Consider the following 23,519-nt stretch of genomic DNA (forward strand, 5'->3'; position numbering starts at 1 on the left):
ATACATAAAAAGAGACGTGCCTATGTCCGACATCCTCTGGCAACCCTCCCCGGAACGCATCGCCAACACGCGCATGGACCAGTTCCGGCGCTACATCAACCAGCGCTACAGCCTGCAGCTTGGCGACTACCCGGCGCTGCACCAGTGGAGCATCGACCAGCGCGCGGATTTCTGGCGGGCGATCGTGGACTATTTCGACGTGCAATTTCGCAGCCCGCCCACCGCGGTGCTGATCGAAGACGCCGAAATGCCCAGCGCCCGTTGGTTTCCCGGTGCGACGCTGAATTTTGCCGAACACCTGCTGCGCCGACGTGACGCTCACACCGCCGTCGTGGCTGTCGCAGAAGACGGCCAACGCGAACAACTGACCTACGCCGAACTGGCCGCCCACGTCGCCGGCCTGCAACGCAGCCTGCGCGCTGCCGGCGTGACCCAGGGTGACCGCGTCGCGGCGTGTATGCCCAACACCTGGCAAACCCTGGTGGGCATGCTCGCCACCACCAGCCTGGGGGCGATCTGGTCCTGCTCGTCGCCGGACTTCGGCACCCAGGGCGTGATCGACCGTTTTGGCCAGATCGAGCCCAAGGTACTGATCACCTGCGCCGGCTACCGCTATGCCGGCAAGGATATCGACCAGACCGCCAAGCTCAATGAAATCCTCGCGCGCCTGCCGTCCCTGGAGCAGTTGATCATCGTGCCGTATGCGCGCCCCCAGGCCAGGATCGAGGACTATCAGACCCACGCCAGCGTCTGGCTGTGGCCGGACTTCTACCAACCCGGCGGCGAGCCTGACTTCGTCGCGGTGCCGTTCGACCATCCGCTGTACATCCTCTACTCCAGCGGCACCACCGGCGTGCCCAAGTGCATCATCCATGGCACCGGCGGCGTATTGCTCACCCACCTCAAGGAACACGGCCTGCATGCCGACCTGTCCCGCGAGGACTGCCTGTTCTACTACACCACCTGCGGCTGGATGATGTGGAACTGGCTGGTGTCGGTGCTGGCCATCGGCGCCACGGCGGTGCTGTATGACGGCTCACCGTTTCACCCCGGCCCCGAGCGTTTGATCGACCTGATCGATGCGGAACACATCAGCGTGTTCGGCACCAGCCCCAAGTTTCTCGCCACCCTGGAAAAAGCCGGCCTGCAACCGCGCCTCAGCCATGACCTGGGCAGCCTCAAAGGGCTGATCTCGACCGGCTCGCCGCTGTCGCCGCAGAGCTATGACTACGTGTACCGCGAAATCAAGGCCGAGCTGTGCCTGTCGTCCATGTCCGGCGGCACCGATATCGTCTCCTGCTTTGTGATCGGCAACCCGGTGCTGCCGGTGCGGCGCGGTGAAATGCAGTGCAAGAGCCTGGCGATGGCCATCGAAGTGTGGGACGACCAGGGCCGGCCGCTGGTCGGTGAAAAAGGCGAGCTGGTGTGCACCCGGCATTTCCCGGCCATGCCCATCGGGCTATGGAAGGATCCGGAGCGCAAGAAACTGCTCGCTTCGTATTTCAGCCAGTTTCCCGGCGTCTGGGCCCAAGGGGACTACGCCGAACAGCGCCCCAACGGCAGCCTGCTGATCCACGGGCGTTCCGACGCGGTACTTAACCCGGGCGGCGTGCGGATCGGCACCGCAGAGATCTATCGCCAGGTGGAAAAAATCCCCCAGGTGCTGGAAAGCCTGGCCATCGGCCAACGCTGGCAGGACGACGTGCGCGTGGTGCTGTTCGTGCGCCTCAATGACGGTATCGAACTGGACGAGGCCCTGGAACAGCAGATCCGCCAGGTGATCCGTGCCAACACCACACCGCGCCATGTGCCGGCCAAGATCCTCGCTGTCACCGATATCCCCCGCACCATCAGCGGCAAGATCGTCGAATTGGCAGTGCGTAATGTGGTGCACGGCGAGCCGGTGAAGAACACCGACGCCCTCGCCAACCCGCAGGCGCTTGATCAGTTCCGCGATCGCCCGGAACTGGCGCAAGGATGAAAGGTTTCAGCGCTGACGCAGTCATTTGAAGACAAACCCCCAATGCATGCTATTTTTCGGGGGTAGTCACTCATTGCCGACTGACGGGATAATGGGTGTTGTCATTTTTCAAAGCGTTACGCTCAGGGCTTTTTCATGATTGGAACATCCACCGGCAGCGAAGCCGCCGCATTGATTGCGCGGCTGGACTGGGCGCAAAGCCCTCTCGGTGAGGCCGGTGATTGGCCGCAAAGCCTGCGCACGGCGGTCGATATCGTGGTGCACTCGCCGATGCCGATGCTCCTGCTGTGGGGCAACCAGCTCACGCAGCTCTACAACGACGGGTTCGCCCAACTCGCGGGCAATAAACACCCTGGGGCCATGGGCCAGCCGGCGCACCAGACCTGGCCGGAGCTGGAAGGCTTTACCGGGCCGATCTACGACGCCGTGCTCAGCGGCCAGGTGCGTACCTTCAGCGAGCAGCGCTTCGTACTGCAACGCCACAATCGCGATACTGAAATCTGGCTGGACCTCACCTACAGCCCGGTCCGCGATGAAAGCGGCAGCGTTGCCGGCATCCTGGTCACCGCCATCGAAACCAATGAACGGCGCAAGGCCCAGCACAACACCGAACAGCGCCTGCAACTGGCATTGGCGGCCACCGACGCGGTCGGCACCTGGGACTGGGATATCGGCGAAGACCGTTTTATCGCTGACACGCACTTCGCCTACCTGCATGGTGTCGATCCCGACGATGCAAGCCGTTTGCCGATCAGCGACTACCTGCAAGGCGTGCACCCGGAAGACCGTGGCATGGTGGCGCGCAGCATCAAGCACTGCATCACCTTCGGCACCGAGTACGCCGAGGAATACCGCCTGCTGCAAGCCGATGGCCAAGTGCGCTGGGTATTCGCCCGCGGGCGCTGCTACAAGGATCATCAAGGCCGCCCCGCGCGTTTCCTGGGTGCTGCGCTGGACCTGACCGAGCGCAAACACACCGAGCAGGCCTTGCGCCAAAGCCAGAGCGAGCTGCAGCTGATCATCAACGCCATGCCGGTGTTGATCGGTTATGTCGACCACGAGCAGCGGTTCCGCCTGAACAACAGCGCTTACCTGGACTGGTACGGCATGACGCCCCAGGAGCTGTACGGCAAGACCATCCGCGAAGTGCTCGGCGACGAGGTGTATGCCGGGCGTGTAGACAAGATCGAGGCCGCACTCAAGGGCAAGGCCTGCAGCTTCATGACCATCACGCCACACCAGGACGGTCGACCGCGCCACGCCCTGATGAAGTACCTGCCACGCTTCAGCAATGACGGTTCGGTGAAGGGTTTCTACATCTTTGTGATCGATGAAACCGAACGCAAGCTCACCGAAGAAGCCCTGCGCCACCTCAATGAAAACCTCGAGGAACGCGTGGCCCAGCGCACCCAGGCGCTGGCCGAGGCCAACCAGCGCCTGCAAAACGAAATGTTCGAACGCGAACGCGCCGAAGATGCGCTGCGCCACGCCCAGAAGATGGAAGCGGTGGGCCAGCTCACCGGCGGTATCGCCCACGACTTCAACAATATGCTCACCGGCATCATCGGCAGCCTGGACCTGATGCAGCGCTACATCGCTGCCGGGCGCAGTGACGAGATCGGTCGTTTTACCGATGCCGCCGTATCCTCCGCCCACCGTGCGGCCGCCCTCACCCACCGCTTGCTGGCGTTCTCGCGGCGCCAGTCCCTGGACCGTCGCCCGCTGGACCCGAACCAGTTGGTGGCGTCCCTGGAAGAGTTGTTCCGCCGCACCAAGGGCGCGCACATCAGCCTCAAGGTGCAGCTCGGCCATGACATCTGGCCGGTGAACACCGACGCCAGCCAACTGGAAAACGCCCTGCTCAACCTGGTGATCAACGCCCGCGACGCGATGCCCGACGGCGGTGAACTGCTGATCGAAACCGCCAACAGTTACCTGGACGGCACCGACATCACCACCCTGGAACCGGTCAAGGCCGGCGACTACGTGATGCTTGGCGTGTGCGACAACGGCACCGGCATGGCGCCGAAGATTCTGGCCAAGGCGTTCGACCCGTTCTTCACCACCAAACCCATCGGCCAGGGCACGGGCCTGGGGCTGTCGATGATCTACGGCTTTGCCCAGCAGTCCGGCGGGCATGTGACGATCCAGAGCGCGCCGGGCCAGGGCACCTGCGTGCGCCTGTATCTGCCGCGCCTGCATGGCACCTCCCTGGAAAGCGACCTGCCTGCCAGCCTCGGTGAAGCCCCGGTAGCCCTGGCCGGTGAAGCCGTGGTCGTGGTCGAAGATGACCCGGCAGTGCGCATGCTGGTGGTCAATGTGCTCGACGAACTGGGCTACACGGCGCACCAGGCAGGCGACGCCCGGGCTGCACTGCCACTGCTGGAGTCGGACCTGCGTGTGGATCTGCTGGTGACTGACGTTGGCCTGCCGGGCATGAATGGCCGGCAGCTTGCGGAAATCGCCCGCCAGCACCGGCCGGGGCTGAAGGTACTGTTCATGACCGGTTACGCGGAAAAAGCCGCCGAGCGCCAGGGCTTCCTCGAAGACGGCATGGACATGGTGGCCAAGCCGTTTTCCATCGACCTGCTGGCGACAAAAATCCGCAGCATGATCAACGCCGACGAATGAGTTCAGGCATAATCGCGCGCCGTCGCACACCTGGTAGAGATCAATGAAAGCCCAAGCCCGTCATATCCTGGTGAAAACCAGCGAAGAAGCCGAACAGCTCAAACAGCGCATCGCCAAGGGCGAGGCGTTTGATGTACTGGCCAAGAAGTACTCCACTTGCCCCTCGGGCAAACGTGGCGGCGACCTGGGCGAAGTGCGGCCCGGGCAAATGGTGGGGGCGATTGATGCGGTGATCTTCAAGAAACCGGTGAAGGTGGTTCACGGGCCGATCAAGAGCAAGTTCGGGTATCACCTGGTGCAGGTGTTTTACCGGGATTGATGGGTTGGCTGCAGACCGCTATCGGGGGCAAGCCCCCTCCCACATTTGAATAGGTTCACAAATCAAACTGTGGGAGGGGGCTTGCCCCCGATCCGCCGCAGGCGGCCATTCACCCCCGGGGAATCAGCGCCCCCGGCACCTGGATAACCCGACTGGCCAACCGATGCCCGGCCAATGCAGCCTGCTTCGGCGAGCTTCCCTTGAGCCGCCCGGCCAGGTACGCCGCACTGAACGAATCCCCCGCCGCTGTCGTGTCCACCACCTTTTCCACCTTGATCGCCGGCACGCAAAAGCGCTCGCCGTTGCAGCGTATCAGGCACGCATCCGCGCCACGCTTGAGCACCACCTCTTCAATCTCCGGATACGCCGCGAACACCTGCTCGCTGTCGGCATAGCCAAACAGCGCACGCTCGTCGTCCTCGGTGAGCAAGGCAATATCCACTTCGGCCAGGACACGCCCATACGCAGCACGCGCCGCCTCGACACTCGCCCACAATCGCGGCCGGTAGTTGTTGTCGAACACCACCTTGCCTGCGCGTCGGCGGGTTTCGATCAGGGTTTGCAGCAAGCGCTCGCGACCGACTTCACCCAGCACTGCCAGGGTGATACCGCTGAAATACACCACGTCATAGTCCGGCAACGCGGCCAGGATCGGCTCCGCCGCCGGCGTGGTGAAACAGTCGCGCACGGCGGCTTCGTTGCGCCAATACAGGAATTTGCGCTCGCCGTTGGCGTCGGTCTGGATGCAATACAAGCCTGGCAAACGTCCAGCCAGGCGCTGGACCCTCCCCAGGCCGAGGCCTTCCTCCGTCCATTGCCGGCACATGGCATCGCTGAAACTGTCATCGCCCAGGGCGGTGACGTAGTCGACACTGCCGGTATCGCCCAGCTCGCGGCGCAGGTACACCGCCGTGTTCAGGGTATCGCCGCCGAAGCTCTGGTGCAGGCTCCCGTCGGCACGGTGTTGCAGTTCGATCATGCATTCGCCGATCAGGGCGATGCGGGGTTGGGTGCTCATAGCGATAGTCTCGGGAGTGACTGATGGCCTCATCGGGGGCAAGCCCCCTCCCACATTTGAATAGGTTCACACATCAAACTGTGGGAGGGGGCTTGCCCCCGATGGGATCGACGCGGTCTAGAAGCAGGTAGGCAGAGACTCAATCACCTGCAACCGCTCATCCACCAGGCAGCCCACCTGCCACTTGTCGAAGGTCAGGCACGGGTGCGAAGTGCCAAAGGAAATGATGTCACCAATACGCAGCTCAACCCCCGGCGCCACCGTCATGAACGCATGCTGGTCCATCACCGCGGTGACCTTGCACGCACTCACATCATCGCCTTCCGCTGGCAGGATACCGGCCTTGTAACGCTTGAGCGGCACCGGCAGGCCGGCATCATAGGCCACGTCGCGCTTGCCCAGGGCGATCACGGCAAAGCCCGGCTCGGGCAACGACTGCACATGAGCCCAGACTTCCAGGGCCGGGTGCAGGCCTTCATCGAGGTCGCTGCGGCGGTCGAGCACGCAGCATTGCGCTTCTTTGTAGATGCCATGGTCATGGGCCACGTAGCTGCCGGGACGCAGCACACTGAGGAAGCGGCCGGCGGCGTTCTGTTCTTCGAACGACTCGGCGATCAGGTCGTACCAGGCCGAGCCCGACGCGGTGATGATGGGCTTGGGCAGGTCGAAAGAGCCGTTGTTCTGCAAATCCACCGCCAGGCGCACCAGGCTCGCGGCGAAATCGCGGATACCACTGATGGCGTGCTCGCCGTGGATCACGCCCTCATAGCCTTCGATACCGGTAAGGGCCAGGGCCGGCTGGGCCTTGATCGCCTTGGCCAGTTCGCGCACTTCCTGCTCGCTGCGGCAACCGCAACGGCCGCCGACCACGCCGTACTCGATCATCACGTTCAGGCGCAGGCCACGGGCGGCGAAGAACAGCCCCAGGTCGGCGACGTTGTCCGGGTGATCGACCATGCAGTGGAAGTCGAAGTCCTTGTCGGCCAGCAGGTCAGCGATCAATGCCATGTTCGGCGCGCCCACCAGTTGGTTGGCCATCAGCACGCGGCGCACGCCACCGGCATACGCGGCGCGGGTCTGCACGGCGTTGGCCAGGGTGATGCCCCAGGCGCCTGCCTCGATCTGACGCTGGAACAGCGCCGGCATCATGCTGGTCTTGCCGTGGGGCGCGAGCTGCGCGCCGCTCTTGCTGACAAAGTCCTGCATCCAGCGGATGTTGTGTTCCAGCGCATCGCGGTGCAGCACCAGGGCCGGCAGGCTGACGTCGCGGACCAGATGGGCACCGACGGCGGCGGCGCCTTTTTCAACGGCATTGATGGCAGACATGAAATGCTCCTATTCGTTGATGCGACGGGCCAGGTTGTTGGCACTTTCGATCAACACCCGGCGATAGTCGTTGTAATTTTTGATCGCATCGGCGCGCGGAGCGACGATGCACAGGGTCGCAATGCTGATGCCTTGCGCGTCCCGCACCGGGGCGGCAAAGCAATGGGTAAAGGTGTCGGCCACACTGTCGAAGGAAAAGAAACCATCGAGGGTGGCCTGACGGATTTGTGCCAGGAAGGTATCCAGCGGCAAGCGCTGGCCATCCGGCAGGATAAAATCATCGTGATCGATCAGGTCGACGATCTGCTGGTCGCTCAAGTGCCCCAGCAACAGGCGCCCGGAAGCGGTCCAGGGGATCGGCGCGTTTTCGCCGATGTCCGAAGAAATACGAAAATGCCGCTCGCCCTCGCGCATCAGCGCCACCGTGTACTTGCGCCCGTTCAGCAGGCACATCTGCGCGGTTTCGTGGGTCTGGCTGACAATCTCCTGCAAGGCGTGGTCGGCCTCGCGGGTCAGGTCGAAATGCCGCAGGTGTGCCTGGCCCAGGAAATACAGCTGGCGGCCGAGGTAGACGTGACCGTCCTTGCCCACCGTTTCCAGGATGCGTCGCTCCAGCAGTGACGCGACCAATTCGTAGACGGTGGATTTGGGGCTGCCGATGCCGCTGGCAATATCATTCGGGCGCAGGGGCTGGCCGATTTCCTTGAGAAAATCGAGGATATCGAATGCCCGGTCCAGGCCTTTGGCGCGGCGTTTGATGGTGTCTTCGGTCATGGCAGCCTTCGATTCCTGTAAAAATGCTGTGATCTGCGCAGATCCTTGTGGGAGGGGGCTTGCCCCCGATAGCGGCGAGCCAGTGACCTGTGCTTGTGCTGACACACCTTCATCGGGGGCAAGCCCCCTCCCACATTGGATTTTCCGTGGTTTCAAGAATGGGGCATTTAGCCCTTTTTCTTGTAGGCCACGCAATCGATCTCCACCTTGCAGTCGACCATCATGTTCGCCTGCACACAGGCCCGCGCCGGGGCATGTTCCGGGGTGAAGTATTCGCCGAAGACTTTATTGAAACTCCAGAAGTCCCGCGGGTCCTCCAGCCATACCCCCACGCGCACCACATCTTTCAATTCGTAGCCAGCCTCTTCGAGGATCGCCACCACGTTGCGCATGGTCTGCCGGGTTTGCTCAATGATGCCGCCAGTGATGATTTCGCCATCCACCGCAGGCACCTGGCCCGAGACGTACAACCAACCGTCCGCTTCCACGGCGCGGGCGAAAGGACGGGGTTGGCCGCCGCCGGCAGTACTGCCGGCACCATAACGAGTAATGCTCATAACAACAGGCTCCTGATTAAAAACGAATGTTCTTGAGAAATTCCGCCAGGCGCGGCGATTGCGGGCGTTCGAAGATGTCCTTCGAGGTGCCCTGCTCTTCAATGCGGCCCTGGTTCATAAACACGATCTTGTCCGAGACTTCATAGGCAAAGCGCATTTCGTGGGTGACCAGCAGCATGGTCATGCCCTCTTCCGCCAGGCCCTTGATCACGCTGAGGACTTCGCCCACCAGTTCCGGGTCGAGGGCCGAGGTGACTTCGTCGAACAGCATCAGGCTGGGGTTCATGGCAATCGCGCGGGCAATCGCCACACGTTGTTGCTGGCCGCCGGACAACTGGCCGGGAAAGTGGTTACGACGCTCCAGAAGTCCTACACGATCCAACCATTTTTCCGCGAGCGCCACCGCCTCGTCCTTAGGCATTTTCTTAACTTTCAATAAGCCCAGGGTGACGTTTTGCAACGCCGTCAAATGCGGGAACAGGTTGAACTGCTGGAATGCCATGCCGGTCATGGCCCGATGCTGGGCAATCACACGCTCGGGGTGACGCACGCGCTTACCGGCAACCTCGCTGTAGCCGATGGACTCGCCATCCAGGGTGATCTGCCCGCCCTGGAACTCTTCCAGCAGGTTGACGCAACGCAACAGGGTGGTCTTGCCCGAGCCGCTGGAGCCGATCAGGGTCACCACGTTGCCGCGCTGCATCGACAGGTCGACGCCCTTGAGCACTTCCACCTGGCCGTACTGCTTGCGCAGGCCGCTAATGTTCAGCAGTGGTGGGTTGGTTTGAGGTTGGTTCATGGCAAGGCCACCCGCTTTTCAATGTAGCGCCCGAATAACTCGATGGCGTAGTTGATGACAAAGAACATAAAGCCTGCGAACAGGTAAAACTCCAGGGTCATGAAGGTGCGTGCGATCACTTGCTGAGTGCTCAACAGCAACTCGGCCACGCCGATCACCGAGAGCAGGGTCGAGGCCTTGACGATTTCCGTGGAGGAGTTGACCCAGGTCGGCAGGATCTGGCGCAGCGCCTGGGGCAGCAACACATAACCCAGGGACTGATAGAACGTCAGGCCAATCGCCTTGCCCGCTTCCAGTTGCCCACGGGGAATGGCTTGCAGCGCACCGCGCACGATTTCCGAGACGTGGGAGCCGCAGAACAGCGTCAACCCGACCGCACCGGCCTGGAACGCGGTGATCTGCCAACCGAGCGCCGGCAGCATGTAAAAGCACGCCAGTACCAGCACAAACACCGGCGTGCCCCGGATCAGGTCGACGTACAGCCGGAACGGCGCACGCATCCAGAACTTGCCGTAGGTCAGGATCAACCCGGCGACGATGCCAATCAGGGTGCCAAAGATAATCGCCAATGCGGACACATAAACACTGGCCTGGAAGCCCGCCCAGAGGGTATCCCGGGCGATCCACAACTCATGCAGCCAGCTGGGGGATTCGTACATGGAAACCTCTCTTAACGACGGATCGCCAGACGCTGTTCCAGGTAACGGAGCAGCATGGCAATGAGGTAACAGGCGGCCACGTAGAGCGCGGTCGTGACCAGCCAGGTTTCAATCACCCGGTAGCTCTCGACGTTGATCTTGCGGGCGTAATAGGTCAGCTCCGGCACCGCGATGGCGGCGGCGAGCGAGGTGTCCTTGAACAGCGAAATGAAGTTGTTCGACAGCGCGGGCAACACATTGCGCAGCATCACCGGCACGGTGATGTAGGCACGGATACGCCACTCGCCCAGACCGATGGCCAGCCCGGCTTCACGCAAGCCCTTGGGAATATTCAGCAGCCCGGCGCGGAATACTTCGGTCAGATAAGCCCCGGCGTACAACGACAAGGTGATGATGAACGACGGGATCTTGTCCAGGCGGATGCCCAGGCTGGGCAAGGCGAAGTAGATCAGCAGGATCAGCACGAGGATCGGCGTATTGCGGATCACCGTCACATACACCGAGGCCAGCACGCGCAGTGCCTTGTGTTTCGACAGCATGGCAAATGCCATCATCAGGCCGATCACGCAGCCGATCGCGATCGACAGCAGCGCCAGCTCGAGGCCCAGGCCGAGCCCCGCCAGCAAGCTGGGGAAGTCGCGCCATACGGCGGCAAAGTTCAACTGATAGTTCATGGTCAGCAGTACCTGATTGGGGCGCCGTCAGCGACGCCCCAGGTTTTCGATTTACTTGAACTCAACCGGGAAGCCGATCGCAGGTTCCGGCAGATCCACGCCGAACCATTGCTTGAACGAGGCCTTGTAGGTGGGGAACTCCACGCCGGTCATGGCTTCATGCAGCGCGGTGTTGACGAAGTTCAGCCAGTCCTGATCGCCACGCTTGACGGCGCACGCATAGGTTTGCGGGCTCCAGGCGTAAGCCGGGCTGCGGTAGCGGCCTGGGTTCTGCACCATCAGGTACTTGACCGAGGACTGGTCGGTGGCGGCGGCATCGGCGCGACCGGAGTTCACCGCCTGGTACATCAGGTCGACGCTGTCGTACTGGTCGACCTTGGCTTTGGGCAGCGCCTGGTGCACCAGTTCTTCGGCGTAGACGTTTTGCAGCACCGCTACGGTGACGCTGTCGCCGGCGGCCTGCAGGTCTTCGATCTCTTTGTACTTGCTGTTGTTGGGCAGCAGCAGGCCCACGCCTTCGCGGTAGTACGGCAGGGTGAAGGCCACCTGCTGGGCGCGGCTGGCGGTGACGGTGATGAACTGGCAACTCATGTCGACCTTGTCGGTCAGCAGGTTGGGAATCCGCGCATCAGAGGACTGCACCACGAACTCGACCTTGCTCGGGTCGTTGAACAAGCCTTTGGCCACGATGCGGCCGATGTCGATATCAAAACCCTGCAACTTGCCATCCGCTCCCTGGAAGTGCCACGGCGCATTGGTACTGCCTGTACCCACGATCAGATGCCCACGCTTGAGCACATCATCGAGCTTGCTGTCCGCCGCCTGCACTACGCTTACGAGGGAAGCCGATGCGGCGAAGAGAAAAACACACGCTTTGAATACGGAAGGTCGGTGATGCATGACAAGCACTCCAGGAGTTGTGTATTCCGCTATACCGGAACTTAGTATGTAACAACGGAATAGACAGCAGAAAGTGTGCCACACGCGGTAACAGAAAAACATGTGGGAAATAAAATCTTTAAAAATCAGTTGGATAAATATGAATAGGCGATGAGGCCTTGCGCCACTGCCTACAATCGCTTTGCTACCCAAGACCCCATAGGGCGTGACAGACCCAATCGCACGCCCTGCAACGGTGTTACTGCGCACTATCGCAGTGCGTAAGGGCCGTGGAAAAAACGCGATGCTGGGCTAGCATCAATCTAAATTTTACGCAGCACCTGTAGGAGCCTGCCTTGATAAAATTCGGCGTTACCCTGTTAGTGTTCTCCCTTCTCGTGGCCGGCAACGCCTCGGCCAGCAACGACCGTCGCGAATGCAAGGCAGAGCTGCGCAAGCTGAACGAAGCCTTGAGCACCAATTACACCAGCCAGAACCACCACGGCTACCGCCAGGCAAAAGCCTCTAGGGATAACCTGGAATACAAGAAATGCGCGAGCCAGGCGCGCAAGGCGCGGGAACGCGTGGAGCGTGACGCTCACCTGTGAAGGTTGACAGTAGACGACAGTGATTCCTCGACTTAGCGTGGGCAGACACTCGCACTGTCCAGGAGGATCACTATCATGGGAATTGCCACCGCAACCATTACCAACGCCGAGGAATATGAAAAGGTACTGAGTACCTCCCACCCCGTGTTTCTGTTGTTTGTTTCAGCTCACTGCCCGGCGTGCGCGGACGCCGGCCCATTGTTCGAACTGATTGCTGCCAAGTATCCCGATATCGTGAGCCTGGTACTGGACTGCGCAAACACCCCGAAACATCCCCATGTCACGGGCACGCCTACCTTGTTGGTTTACTTCATGGGCGAACTGATGGAAATTCTCAAGGGTTTCGGCCCCATTGAAGATCAGGAAAAAACTGTGGAAGAGCTTTTCAACCGCTACACCCAGTGCCCCCTCTTGCACAGTGCGACCTAGCGTCCAGGCTGCTCAAAGCAGGCTCAGCCACCAGATTCAGCAATGTTCAAGACCATTGAAATCGAAGTCCTGAAACAACGCCCCTCGCCCGCCCTGCAACTTGAGTTCGCCCAGCATGATTTCGAGCGACTCAAGTCATTCTGCCTGCTGATCTACATCGCGATCATCCCATTGGTTACTCATCCGCTGATCAAAGGCTTGTCGATGGATCTGCAGCCCAGCGGGGCGATCCTGACAGGGCTTGCGTTTCACACGCGCGCATAAACCGATCACGCCCCGTGCGTGACAGACAGCGCATCGAAATGCTTTACCGGGCGGCCACTTACTGGATAATAGCCAAATGCCTTCATTGAGTTAATGTTCGGCACCACCTCTACCGCCTCGATGGATTTCTTCTGCGTATGGACACTCCGCTGCTTCCGCAAAAACGCCTCAATGCTGCAATCACCAAAGTCATGGCCGGTATCAGCGCAACGCTGGGCGCCATGTGGGCGCTGATCACCTATGTGTTTCCCGATCCCAGCGTGTTCGGCTTTGGCTTTCTCAACTGGAAAAACTTGATTCTGGTGATCAGCGTGTTCTTGTTCCTCGCGGCACTGTCTATTGGCTGGCAGGCGCGTCGGCTGCCGGATGCGATAAAAGGCACGCTTTCGGTGATCCTGGCCGTATTACTCGCCGGTGGTTTTTTCATTTTGGGCAGCGAGTACGCCAGACCCACTTTCGAATTTGCCCAATCGCAAAAGCTGATGACTGAAAATGACGGCGCCAACCTGTTTGGCAAGCGTATCGAGTTGGTCGACGGTGTACGCATCGAACTGCTGGAATGTGAGCAGATTGGCCAGGCACCGAGCTGCCTGCTGGAACTGACCAACACCCATGTCGACCGCGTAATGCGCGACCTTAAGCAAAGTACCCTGTTTGAAAAAACCGGCGGCTCCCTGGATGTCGAGCAACTGCAGGTCGGCCAGTCGAAGTCTGACCAATGGAACGCCTTTGCGCTGATACGTAATGTGCCGACCCGCGTGACGATGGTGTTCCAGCCCGTGCGCGGGAAACTCGAGAGCATCCCGGCACTCAAGATCAGATTTCGCAGCCTCAAGGGTGAGGATAACGTGGTGAAATTCAGTGGCGTGGCGATTAACTGAGGGGATGGATATGAGCACCGCAACTGCAACAGAGAGCGCCGACCAACCCTGGGAAGATACGTTGATTTTGGCGTTTCGCGATATTCAGTGGATCCTTCACCGCAAAAAACAGCAGGCACTGATTTCAGACGCGCTTGAACGGCTCATCCTGAACAATCACTTGCTGCTGTGCGATCCCTCAGACCAGAAACAGCAAAACACCTGTAATGAGGCCAAGGAAAAGCTCAACCTGGCAGTGGAAAAAATGGCCGCAACACCGCCACTCCTCGCGAAATTGGACGGCAAGGCCGAAAGTGCAGCGGGCGATGTGCTAACCGCCCATGAAGACAGATTCTTCCTGATTGAATTCAAATCAGACATCAGTACCAGAAGCTCCGAATACACCAAATTCCTGGGGATTCTGATGCGGCTGATCGATCCCGAAGACAACCACGTATTGATCAGCCGGTCAAAGAAGGGGCATTTTTTTGTCACGCAGAGGCCAGACGCATCCGCACCCTCTACCCCAAACCTGCGCAAGCTCACAATGGAGGCCTACACTTACTACGACGCAATCACCCAGCCCCACTTAAAACCGACTGCGGCGATCCCCGTGCACACGCTCCTGGCAGAAAAACGCCACGGCCTGTCGCTGGCCCACATGGCGGACTACCTTCAACTGCTCTGTAACACACATGTCGATGACGCAGCAGGCCGCGCTCACCCGATGAAAGTGGCGGTGGCAAGTGCATCCGGGGTGTTCTGGCCGATAGCCGACCTCTCGGAGCTGACTGCATTGGCCGGTCTGTTCAACGCGACCGCAGGGCCGTCGCGCCCAACACACTCGGCCTTTGGCACTGCAAACGCCGAACACCTGAAAGGCATCGTCGGCGCCTTCCGGAAAAAGACACTCGAAGAGCAAAAAGCCGCGCTCAGGCGTGACGGCAGAACATCCGGCGGCGCCCCTCCAGGCATCAATCGAAGTTGAGCGGCAACGCTCAAGCCCCCATCAGGAACCCACACACCGAAGCAGGCTGACCTGCGTCACGCGGCGGTCCTCCACCGCCGCCACCGTCAGGCGCCAGCCCTCATGTTCCAGGCTATCGCCCACCACTGGCAGGCGGTCGAGCAGGCTCATGACCAGACCGGCCAGGGTCTGGTAGTCCTCGGTCGCCGTCGCCTTGAAACCGGTACGCTGGCGGACCAGGTTGAGGTTCAAGGCACCATTGGCGCGAAAGCCATCGCCTTCCTCGACGATATCCGGCCCCTCGATTTCGCTGGCATCCGGCAACTCACCGGCAATGGACTCGAGAATGTCGGTCATGCTCAACACGCCCATAAAGTCACCGAATTCGTTGATCACGAACGCAATGTGCGTGGATTCCTGACGCATCTGCTCCAGCGCATTGAGGACCGAAAAGCTGTCGAGCAAGTTGATCGCCCGACGCGCCAGGTGCTCCAGGTTCGGCTCGTTGCCGGCCAGATACTCCTTGAGCAATTCCTTCTTGTGCACGAAGCCCAGCGGCTCATCGACGGCGCCATTGCGGATCAACGGCAGTCGCGAATAGGACGAGTGCATCAGTTTCAGACGGATACTGTCGGGATCGTCCGCCAGATCGATGCAATCGACCTTGGCCCGCGGCGTCATCAGCGTGCGGATCGGTCGCTCGGCCAGTTGCAGCACGCCGCTGATCATCACGCGCTCACGTCGATCAAACAGCGGGCCTTGGGTGGCATCCGGCTCGCCGAGCAGGTCGGCCACCTCTTCACCCACCTCCTCCACCGCCAGGCTGCGACCGCCGAGCAAACGCATCACCGCATGAGCGGTACGCTCGCGCACTGGCAACACGCCTTGCGCCGACTTCTTGCGGCGTGAACGGGCGATCTGGTTGAACACTTCGATCAGGATCGAGAAGCCGATGGCGGCGTACAGGTAACCCTTGGGAATATGAAACCCCAGGCCTTCGGCGGTCAGGGCGAAACCGATCATCATCAGGAAGCCCAGGCACAGCATGATCACCGTCGGGTGCGCGTTGACGAAGCGTGTCAGCGGCTTGCTCGCCACGATCATCAGGCCGATGGACACGATCACCGCGATCATCATCACCGCCAGTTCGTCCACCATGCCCACGGCGGTAATCACCGCATCCAGGGAGAATACCGCGTCGAGCACCACGATCTGCGCCACGATCGGCCAGAACATCGCGTAGGCCACATTGCCGGTGCGCTGGGCCACATGCCCCTCGAGGCGTTCATGCAATTCCATGGTGGCCTTGAAGAGCAGGAACACACCACCAAACAGCATGATCAGGTCGCGGCCGGAGAAGCTCTTGTCGAACACCTCGAACAACGGCTGGGTGAGGGTCACCAACCAGGAAATACTCGCCAACAGGCCCAGGCGCATCAGCAACGCCAGGGACAGGCCGATCAAGCGCGCACGGTCACGCTGCTCCGGCGGCAGCTTGTCCGCCAGGATCGCGATAAACACCAGGTTGTCGATGCCCAGTACCAGTTCCAGCACAATCAAGGTCAACAGGCCGAGCCAGGCCGTTGGATCCGCTAACCATTCCATTTATTGAGTCTCTTCAGTCATCGATTTTCAGAATGCCGGGCACGGCAGAGTGCGGTCAGTGGACCGGTAAAAGGTTAGCAGTCGGAATACGGGGTGCTTCAGCGGGAACAGCGACAGAGGATGTCTTGGGGAAAGACGACTGGGAGGCTCCGAGAGGGTGTTCATGCAAATCCTGCAATGACAAAAGGACTTGAATCGTACAGTCGAAAGGGAAAATCCCCACAACCCAAAACTATTACAAGATCTGTAAAACCTTCGAAACCAGTTCGATCATTTGATCATTGCGTGAAATTATTATCAGCATAAATGCCTACTTGTCTTTGGTGCGAAGCTCTAAAAACCAATAAATCAGCCTATTTCTGAGTTTTATACGAAAGCATTTGACTGATCAGATTTTCATTTGATAAACATATGATCAGCACAAAGCAATGAATGAACGACTGACTACAACAATAAATGGGGTGCTCATCATGAAACTTGCTACGACCTTCGCCGCCGCTGCGGCCCTCTCCCTCCTCGCCAGCAGCATCGCCCTGGCCGCCGACGGCAAGACCTACAAGGTCGGCGCCGCGGTCTACGGTCTCAAGGGCCAATTCATGCAGAACTGGGTACGCGAACTCAAGGAGCACCCCGCCGTGAAAGACGGCACCGTGCAATTGACCGTATTCGACGGCAACTACGACGCGCTGACTCAGAACAACCAGATCGAAAACATGGTGACCCAGCACTACGACGCCATCCTCTTCGTGCCCATCGACACCAAGGCTGGCGTCGGCACCGTGAAGCAGGCCATAAGTAACGACGTGGTGGTCATCGCCTCCAATACGAAAGTTGCCGATGCCGCCGTCCCCTACGTGGGTAACGACGATGTAGAGGGCGGCCGCCTGCAGGCCCAGGCCATGGTCGACAAACTCAACGGCAAGGGCAATGTGGTGATCATCCAGGGCCCCATTGGTCAGTCGGCACAGATCGACCGGGAAAAAGGCGAGCTGGAAGTGCTGGGCAAGCACCCGGACATCAAGATCATCGAGAAAAAGACCGCCAACTGGGACCGCGCCCAGGCCATGGCGCTGACGGAGGACTGGCTGAACGCCCACCCCAAAGGCATCAACGGCGTCATCGCGCAGAACGACGACATGGCCCTCGGCGCGGTACAGGCCCTGAAATCCCACGGCCTGACGTCCAAGGATGTACCGGTTACCTCCATCGACGGCATGCCGGATGCCATCCAGGCCGCGAAAAAAGACGAAGTCACCACCTTCCTGCAGGATGCCCAGGCCCAGTCCCAGGGTGCGCTGGACGTGGCCCTGCGCGCCCTGGCCGGCAGCGACTACAAGCCCCGGTCGGTGATCTGGGAACGCTATGCCAAGGACGTGCAATGGGCTGACGGCACCGCGAAGAACTACATCCTGCCCTGGGTGCCAGTAACCAACGCCAACGCCGATGCGCTGTACAAGCAAGTCAGCGGCGCCAAGTAAGCCGTAGCCGGTTGATCGCTCCCCGCATGGGAGCGATCCGTTCATCTTTGTTGTGAGGCCTGCCATGTCCACCGTCACCGAACGCCCGCAAGAACACCTGCACCCCGTCATCCCGAAAACCATGCAGGCCGTGGTCTGCCATGGCCCGGAAGACTACCGGCTGGAAACCGTCGACGTGCCCACCCCCGGCCCCGAGGAAATCCTCACCAAGGTCGAGTTGTGCGGGATCTGCATGGGCGACATCAAGACCTATCGCGGCGCGCCGTCGTTCTGGGGCGACGCCGAGCAACCACGCTATGTGAAACCGCCGATGATCCCCGGCCATGAATTCGTGTGCCGCGTGGTCGCCCTGGGCCCAGGCGCGGACAAGCGCGGCGTGAAGATCGGCGACCGGGTCATTTCCGAGCAGATCGTGCCGTGCTGGGGCTGCCGCTTCTGCAACCACGGCCAGTACTGGATGTGCCAGAAACACGACCTGTATGGCTTCCAGAACAACGTGCAGGGCGCCATGGCCCAGTACATGATCTTCACCAAGGAAGGCATCATCCATAAGGTTCCGGACTCCATCGCCCCGGATGAAGCGATCCTGATCGAACCCCTGGCCTGCTCGCTGCACGCTGCCGAGCGCGCCAATGTGGATTTCGACGATGTCGTGGTGGTCGCCGGCGCCGGCACCCTGGGCCTGGGCATCATTGGTGCGGTGCGCATGCGCCATCCGAAGAAACTCATCGTGCTGGACATGAAACCGGAACGCGCCGCCCTCGCCCTGCGCATGGGCGCCGACGAAGTGTGGAACCCGGCCGAAGTCGATGTACTGGCGAAGATCCGCGACATCACCGATGGCTACGGCTGCGACATCTACATCGAAGCCACCGGTCATCACAAGGCCGTGAACCAGGGCCTGGCGATGCTGCGCAAGCTGGGGCGGTTCGTCGAGTTCAGCGTGTTCAATGACGAGGCCACGGTGGATTGGTCGATCATCGGCGACCGCAAGGAACTGGATGTGCTCGGCTCGCACCTGGGGCCTTACATGTACCCGCGCGCCATCGACTTTATCGGCAACCGCAAGATCGACATGCGCGACGTGGTCACCCACAAGTTCGCCCTGGCGGACTTCAAGGAAGCGTTCGCAGTAATGGAGCGCGGCGACAAGTCCCTCAAGGTAGTGCTTGAGCCTTGACCAACTGCATGTACCGCACCACTGCCGGCGCTCTCTCGAAGCGCCGGTGGATCAACGACAACCAGGACGCCGCCTCGCTGCCCTGAATCGGGCGATACACCACTCCCGGCAAGCTCACGTGCCCCACCACCGACGCCGGCACCACCGCCACGCCCTGCCCCAATGACACCAACGCGACGACCGCCACCAACCCACCCGGCTGCGGCCCCAGGCGCGGCGCAAAACCACCTTGGGCCGCGACGTGCAGCGTGCCGCTGATCTGCTCCGGCAGGATGAAGGTCTCGTTTTGCAGATGCTCGCAGTGGATGACTTTCAAACCCAACAGCCATGAGTCCTGCGGCAACGCCAGCACAAAACCTTCACTGTCCAGGCGCACTGCTTCCACACCGTCCGGCAAGGTCATCGGCGAACGGACATAGCCGATATCGCAGCGCCCGTCCGCAACGGCACCCGGCAGTATTGCCATGGCACATTCACGCACGTTCACGCTGACATCGGGAAACGCCTGGCAGAACCCCTGCATCTGCCGCTGCAACACCCCGGAATACACGGCGGAAGCCACGTAGCCCAACTCCAGATGGCCGATCTCGCCACGCCCGGCACGCTGGGCATTGCGCTGGGCAAACTCGAACTGACGCACCGTCGCCTCCGCTTCGATCAGCAGCGCGGCACCGGCATCGGTCAGGCTGACTTCGCGCTGCTGACGGATAAACAGACGTGTGCCCAGGCTGGTTTCCATGTCCTGGATCTGCCGACTCAAGGTCGGGGGTGCGATCCCCAGCTGCTCGGCGGCGCGGGTGAAATTGCGCTGACGGGCAACGGCCAGGAAATAGCGAAAATGACGGATGTCCATGTCTGCATTAGCTCAAAGGTAATGAAATGAGTCGGCTTGGCTAATAAAGCCACTGGGCAGCGCGGATATGCTGAGACAAACCACAACACTAGAGAGCCCTTGCGATGTCCGTCAACTGCATTCCCCCTATTGCCTTTGAGGTAATTCAACCATGAGCCGGGTCAGCCCACGCCTGACCTTGCTGACTGCGTCCGGCGTTTGCTCGCTGATCGTGCTCGACACCAATATCGTCGCCGTGACCCTGCCGAGTATCGCCCGCGACCTGGGGGCGAACTTCGCCGATATCGAATGGGTGGTCAGCGCCTACATGCTGGCGTTCGCCGCGCTATTGCTTCCGGCCGGGAGCATTGCCGACCGGTTCGGGCGCAAGAAAACCCTGGTCTGGGGCCTGAGTATTTTCATCCTGGCGTCATTGGGTTGCGGGGCAGCACCCACCGCGCTGCTCCTCGATAGCGCCCGCGCGGTCAAAGGCGTGGGCGCGGCGCTGTTGCTCACATCCGCCCTCGCCTCCATCGGCCATACCTTCCACGACGAGGTGCAGCGCGCCAAGGCCTGGGCCTTCTGGGGCGCGTGCATGGGCGTGGCGATGACTGCCGCACCGACCTTGGGCGGCCTGATCACCCAGTACCTGGGCTGGCGCTGGATCTTCTACCTCAACCTGCCGGTGGGGCTGATGTTGATGAGTCTGGTCCTGCGCGCCATCCCGGAATCCCGCGACACCCAATCCGCGCGGCTCGATCCGTGGGGCAGCCTGGCGTTCAGCGCCAGCCTGCTGTGCCTGATCTGGGGGCTGATCGAAGCCAACCGCATCGGTTGGGACAACCCGTTGACCTACGCCCGCCTGATCGGTGGCGCAGTCTTGCTGGGCGTGTTTGTACTCGTCGAACGGGTGCAACGGCGGCCCATGGTCGACCTGCAACTGTTCCGCCACCCACGCTTTATCGGTGCGCTGTTGGGGATGTTCGCCTATGCCGGTTGTGCCCAGGTGATGATGACGCTGCTACCGTTCTACCTGCAGAACGGCCTGGGATTTTCCGCGATCGCCTCGGGCCTGGGCATGCTGCCGTTTGCGCTGACCATGCTGATCTGTCCGCGCATCGGCGCACGCCTGGCCGCACGCTTTGCCCCGGCGACGATGATGGCAGCCGGGTTGACCCTGGTGGGCAGCGGCAACCTCTTGAGTGCCTGGGCAGTGAACGTTGGCGGCTACCTGCCCTTCGCCCTGGCGATTGCCGTTACGGGCGCCGGTGCCGGCTTGCTCAATGGCGATACGCAAAAAAACATCATGGCCTGCGTACCACGGCACCGCGCGGGAATGGCGTCGGGGATGAGCACGACCATGCGCTTCAGCGCGATCATGTTGGCGATTGGGGTGTATGGGGCGTTGTTGAGCGGTCATAGCGAACGGCTGTTGAGTGCACGCATTGGCGCGCAATGGCAGGCACAGGTAAACGCGATTGCGTCACGCGTGGTGGCCGGGGATATGCCGGCGGCGATGGGCTTGTTGCCGGAATCGGCACGGGCGGTGGTGCAGCCGCTGGCACGGCAAGCCTTTGTGGGTGGCTTCAGCGGGGTGTTGTGGGTGGCGGGGTTGTTGGGGTTGCTCGGAGCGTGGGTGGTGGGGATGTTGATGAGGAAACCTATCCCAGCGGTGCAACAGGCTTCAATAAAACCTGCGCACCGCTGATCAGCCTTACCAGAACCGCTGCTGAGTCAACCGGTTCCACCAGGTCAACAGCACCCGGTCCACCGAACCGCTGGCCGCCAGGCCCACCCGTTCCTGCAGGCTCTTGCGCTCGGCATAGTGCAGGTGGAACACCTCGGCGCTCTTGGCCTTGGTGGCCAGGTATTCGTCGCTGGTTTGCAGTTCATCGACCAGTTGCTTGTCGAGGGCTGCAACACCCAGCCACACTTCTCCGGTGGCGACTTCATCGATTGCCAGCTGCGGGCGATAACGCGAGACGAAGTTCTTGAACAACTGGTGAGTGATGTCCAGGTCTTCCTGGAACTTCTCGCGGCCCTTCTCAGTGTTTTCGCCAAACACGGTGAGCGTGCGCTTGTACTCGCCGGCGGTGAGTACTTCGAAGTCGATGTCGTGCTTTTTCAGCAGGCGGTTGACGTTCGGCAACTGCGCCACCACGCCAATGGAGCCGAGGATGGCAAACGGCGCGCTGATGATCTTCTCGCCGATGCACGCCATCATGTAGCCGCCGCTGGCCGCGACCTTGTCGATGCACACGGTCAACGGCACGCCCGCCTGGCGGATACGCGCCAGTTGCGACGAGGCCAGGCCGTAGCTGTGGACCATGCCGCCGCCGCTTTCCAGGCGCAGCACCACTTCGTCTTTCGGGGTGGCCAGGCTCAACAAGGCGGTGATTTCGTGGCGCAGGCTTTCGGTGGCCGAGGCCTTGATGTCACCGTCGAAGTCCAGCACGAACACCCGTGGCTTGGCCTCGGCCTTCTGCTTGCCCTTCTTCTTTTCGGCCTTGCCTTCGGACTTGCGCAAGGCCTTGAGCTGGTCCTTGTCGAGCAGGCTCGACTCCAGGCGTTCGCGCAGGCCTTTATAGAAATCATTGAGCTTGCTGACCTGCAACTGGCCGGCGGATTTGCGGCGCCCTTTACTGCGCAGCGCCGCGAAGCTGATCAATACCACCAGAATAGCGACCACCAGGGTGACGGTCTTCGCCAGAAAGCTCGCATATTCGGCCAAAAAATCCATGTTGCTCCTTACAAGTGCAGTGCGCCGGGCGCGGATTGCCCCAGCATACCGGCGGCACCGCGTTCGGGCCAGTGATCAAACCGCCAGCAACCACAGGCTCCAACGAGCTTTTAAAACAAGCGTATGTTTTTTCATTGACAGCTCGCAGGCATCCTCATAACCTCGCCAGACTTTCAACGTACCGGGAAAACGGACGTGGGCAGCATCTATCTGATTCGACATGGCCAGGCCTCCTTCGGTGCAGACGACTATGACGTCCTGTCGCCCGTCGGCGTGGAGCAGGCGCAAGTGCTCGGTCGCCACCTGGCGGACATGGGCCTGGTGTTCGACCGCTGCGTGGCCGGCGACCTGCGCCGCCAGCAGCACACCGCCAGCGCCGCCTTCGATCAGTACCACGCCCTCGGTCTGCCGGTGCCGGCGCTGGAAACCGACAGCGCGTTCAACGAATTCGATGCCGACGCAATCATCCGCGCCCTGCTTCCCGACCTGCTCACCACCGAACCCGAAGCCCTGGAGATCCTGCGCAATGCCGCGCAGAACCGCAGCGAATTCCAGCGCATCTTCGCGCTGATCATCGAGCGCTGGCTGGCCGGCACCTATGATCCACCGGGACTGGAAAGCTGGCTGGGCTTCGTGGAACGCGTGCAAGGTGGCCTGCAACGCATCCTTGAGGCGGCGGACAACACGCAGAAGATCGCGGTGTTCACCTCCGGCGGCACCATCACCGCCCTGCTCCACCTGATCACCCGAATGCCTGCCGCGCAAGCCTTCGAACTGAACTGGCAAATTGTTAACACCTCGCTCAACCAGCTGAAATTCCGTGGTCGCGAGGTGGCACTGGCTTCCTTCAACAGCCATACCCACTTGCAACTGTTGAAGGCGCCGCAGCTCATCACCTTCCGATGAACCGCGGCCAACCGTGACCCCAAGGTCACTGGA

Annotated in this window: 22 protein-coding genes and 1 pseudogene; 12 read left to right on the plus strand and 11 right to left on the minus strand. The window is 61.0% G+C overall.

The annotated features are described in order from the left end of the window. Nucleotides 1–22 precede the first annotated feature (22 nt). The 3 genes from BFN10_RS00700 (at nucleotide 23) to BFN10_RS00710 (ending at nucleotide 4,931) form a co-directional block, all read left to right on the plus strand. Nucleotides 23–1,981 (plus strand): acetoacetate--CoA ligase, encoded by a 1,959-nt coding sequence (locus BFN10_RS00700; RefSeq protein ID WP_071488001.1) that lies wholly within the window; start codon nucleotides 23–25, stop codon nucleotides 1,979–1,981. A gap of 135 nt (nucleotides 1,982–2,116) precedes the next feature. Beyond that, a complete protein-coding gene (locus BFN10_RS00705) occupies nucleotides 2,117–4,612 on the plus strand; it encodes a PAS domain-containing protein (RefSeq protein ID WP_071488002.1) in 2,496 nt (831 codons plus the stop codon). A 43-nt stretch (nucleotides 4,613–4,655) separates the two neighbouring features. Further along, the gene (locus tag BFN10_RS00710; protein WP_003174397.1) at nucleotides 4,656–4,931 is read left to right on the plus strand and encodes a peptidylprolyl isomerase; all 276 of its coding nucleotides are present in this window, start codon (nucleotides 4,656–4,658) and stop codon (nucleotides 4,929–4,931) included. A gap of 109 nt (nucleotides 4,932–5,040) precedes the next feature. Here the strand turns inward: BFN10_RS00710 and BFN10_RS00715 are convergent, their stop codons facing one another. The 8 genes from BFN10_RS00715 to BFN10_RS00750 form a co-directional block, all read right to left on the minus strand. After that, nucleotides 5,041–5,949 carry a sugar kinase gene (locus tag BFN10_RS00715; protein WP_071488003.1) on the minus strand — a complete coding sequence of 303 codons (909 nt, stop codon included), beginning with the start codon at nucleotides 5,947–5,949 and terminating at the stop codon, nucleotides 5,041–5,043. Nucleotides 5,950–6,066: 117 nt separating this feature from the next. Then, nucleotides 6,067–7,275 (minus strand): amino acid deaminase, encoded by a 1,209-nt coding sequence (locus BFN10_RS00720; RefSeq protein WP_071488004.1) that lies wholly within the window; start codon nucleotides 7,273–7,275, stop codon nucleotides 6,067–6,069. A gap of 9 nt (nucleotides 7,276–7,284) precedes the next feature. Then, nucleotides 7,285–8,049: an IclR family transcriptional regulator gene (locus BFN10_RS00725; protein WP_058424172.1), complete on the minus strand. Its 765-nt coding sequence runs from the start codon at nucleotides 8,047–8,049 to the stop codon at nucleotides 7,285–7,287. A gap of 167 nt (nucleotides 8,050–8,216) precedes the next feature. Next, the gene (locus tag BFN10_RS00730; protein WP_010210958.1) at nucleotides 8,217–8,606 is read right to left on the minus strand and encodes a RidA family protein; all 390 of its coding nucleotides are present in this window, start codon (nucleotides 8,604–8,606) and stop codon (nucleotides 8,217–8,219) included. 16 nt (nucleotides 8,607–8,622) lie between these two features. After that, nucleotides 8,623–9,405, minus strand: coding sequence for an amino acid ABC transporter ATP-binding protein (locus tag BFN10_RS00735; RefSeq protein ID WP_071488005.1), 783 nt, complete (start codon nucleotides 9,403–9,405; stop codon nucleotides 8,623–8,625). Further along, a complete protein-coding gene (locus BFN10_RS00740; RefSeq protein ID WP_016976586.1) occupies nucleotides 9,402–10,064 on the minus strand; it encodes an amino acid ABC transporter permease in 663 nt (220 codons plus the stop codon). The genes BFN10_RS00735 and BFN10_RS00740 overlap by 4 nt, the downstream gene beginning before the upstream one ends. A gap of 11 nt (nucleotides 10,065–10,075) precedes the next feature. After that, nucleotides 10,076–10,738, minus strand: coding sequence for an amino acid ABC transporter permease (locus tag BFN10_RS00745; RefSeq protein ID WP_025857547.1), 663 nt, complete (start codon nucleotides 10,736–10,738; stop codon nucleotides 10,076–10,078). 51 nt (nucleotides 10,739–10,789) lie between these two features. Further along, entirely contained in the window at nucleotides 10,790–11,638 is an 849-nt protein-coding gene (locus BFN10_RS00750; RefSeq protein WP_071488006.1) for a transporter substrate-binding domain-containing protein, read from the minus strand. A 338-nt stretch (nucleotides 11,639–11,976) separates the two neighbouring features. Between BFN10_RS00750 and BFN10_RS00755 the strand changes: the two genes are divergently transcribed. From BFN10_RS00755 to BFN10_RS00775, 5 genes and pseudogenes are all read left to right on the plus strand, one after another. Beyond that, nucleotides 11,977–12,225, plus strand: a complete 249-nt coding sequence (locus BFN10_RS00755) for a hypothetical protein (protein WP_071488034.1) — start codon at nucleotides 11,977–11,979, stop codon at nucleotides 12,223–12,225. A gap of 75 nt (nucleotides 12,226–12,300) precedes the next feature. Continuing rightward, nucleotides 12,301–12,654 carry a thioredoxin family protein gene (locus BFN10_RS00760; RefSeq protein ID WP_071488007.1) on the plus strand — a complete coding sequence of 118 codons (354 nt, stop codon included), beginning with the start codon at nucleotides 12,301–12,303 and terminating at the stop codon, nucleotides 12,652–12,654. Between the two features lie 42 nt (nucleotides 12,655–12,696). After that, a pseudogene (locus BFN10_RS29130) lies at nucleotides 12,697–12,822 on the plus strand (GGDEF domain-containing protein); the annotation flags it as partial. A 233-nt stretch (nucleotides 12,823–13,055) separates the two neighbouring features. Next, entirely contained in the window at nucleotides 13,056–13,799 is a 744-nt protein-coding gene (locus BFN10_RS00770; RefSeq protein ID WP_071488009.1) for a hypothetical protein, read from the plus strand. 10 nt (nucleotides 13,800–13,809) lie between these two features. After that, nucleotides 13,810–14,766: a hypothetical protein gene (locus tag BFN10_RS00775; protein ID WP_071488010.1), complete on the plus strand. Its 957-nt coding sequence runs from the start codon at nucleotides 13,810–13,812 to the stop codon at nucleotides 14,764–14,766. Between the two features lie 21 nt (nucleotides 14,767–14,787). Here the strand turns inward: BFN10_RS00775 and BFN10_RS00780 are convergent, their stop codons facing one another. After that, nucleotides 14,788–16,350: a TerC family protein gene (locus tag BFN10_RS00780; RefSeq protein WP_071488011.1), complete on the minus strand. Its 1,563-nt coding sequence runs from the start codon at nucleotides 16,348–16,350 to the stop codon at nucleotides 14,788–14,790. Between the two features lie 470 nt (nucleotides 16,351–16,820). Between BFN10_RS00780 and BFN10_RS00785 the strand changes: the two genes are divergently transcribed. Beyond that, complete coding sequence (locus BFN10_RS00785) at nucleotides 16,821–17,828, plus strand: substrate-binding domain-containing protein (RefSeq protein WP_071488012.1); 1,008 nt, start codon at nucleotides 16,821–16,823, stop codon at nucleotides 17,826–17,828. A 64-nt stretch (nucleotides 17,829–17,892) separates the two neighbouring features. Next, entirely contained in the window at nucleotides 17,893–19,008 is a 1,116-nt protein-coding gene (locus BFN10_RS00790) for an MDR/zinc-dependent alcohol dehydrogenase-like family protein (RefSeq protein WP_071488013.1), read from the plus strand. Here BFN10_RS00790 and BFN10_RS00795 read toward each other — a convergent pair. After that, a complete protein-coding gene (locus tag BFN10_RS00795; RefSeq protein WP_071488014.1) occupies nucleotides 18,986–19,861 on the minus strand; it encodes a LysR family transcriptional regulator in 876 nt (291 codons plus the stop codon). The two genes, BFN10_RS00790 and BFN10_RS00795, sit on opposite strands and share 23 nt — an antisense overlap. A 151-nt stretch (nucleotides 19,862–20,012) precedes the next feature. Here BFN10_RS00795 and BFN10_RS00800 point away from each other — a divergent pair, with 151 nt between their 5' ends. Next, nucleotides 20,013–21,548: an MFS transporter gene (locus tag BFN10_RS00800; protein ID WP_071488015.1), complete on the plus strand. Its 1,536-nt coding sequence runs from the start codon at nucleotides 20,013–20,015 to the stop codon at nucleotides 21,546–21,548. Between the two features lie 6 nt (nucleotides 21,549–21,554). On the opposite strand, the gene sohB is transcribed toward BFN10_RS00800, so the two are convergent. Then, nucleotides 21,555–22,580 carry a protease SohB gene (gene sohB / locus BFN10_RS00805; RefSeq protein ID WP_071488016.1) on the minus strand — a complete coding sequence of 342 codons (1,026 nt, stop codon included), beginning with the start codon at nucleotides 22,578–22,580 and terminating at the stop codon, nucleotides 21,555–21,557. Between the two features lie 195 nt (nucleotides 22,581–22,775). Between sohB and BFN10_RS00810 the strand changes: the two genes are divergently transcribed. Then, nucleotides 22,776–23,486, plus strand: coding sequence for a histidine phosphatase family protein (locus tag BFN10_RS00810; protein ID WP_071488017.1), 711 nt, complete (start codon nucleotides 22,776–22,778; stop codon nucleotides 23,484–23,486). Nucleotides 23,487–23,519 lie beyond the last annotated feature (33 nt).

This window comes from Pseudomonas extremorientalis (assembly GCF_001870465.1).
GTDB classification, from domain to species: Bacteria; Pseudomonadota; Gammaproteobacteria; order Pseudomonadales; family Pseudomonadaceae; genus Aquipseudomonas; species Aquipseudomonas extremorientalis.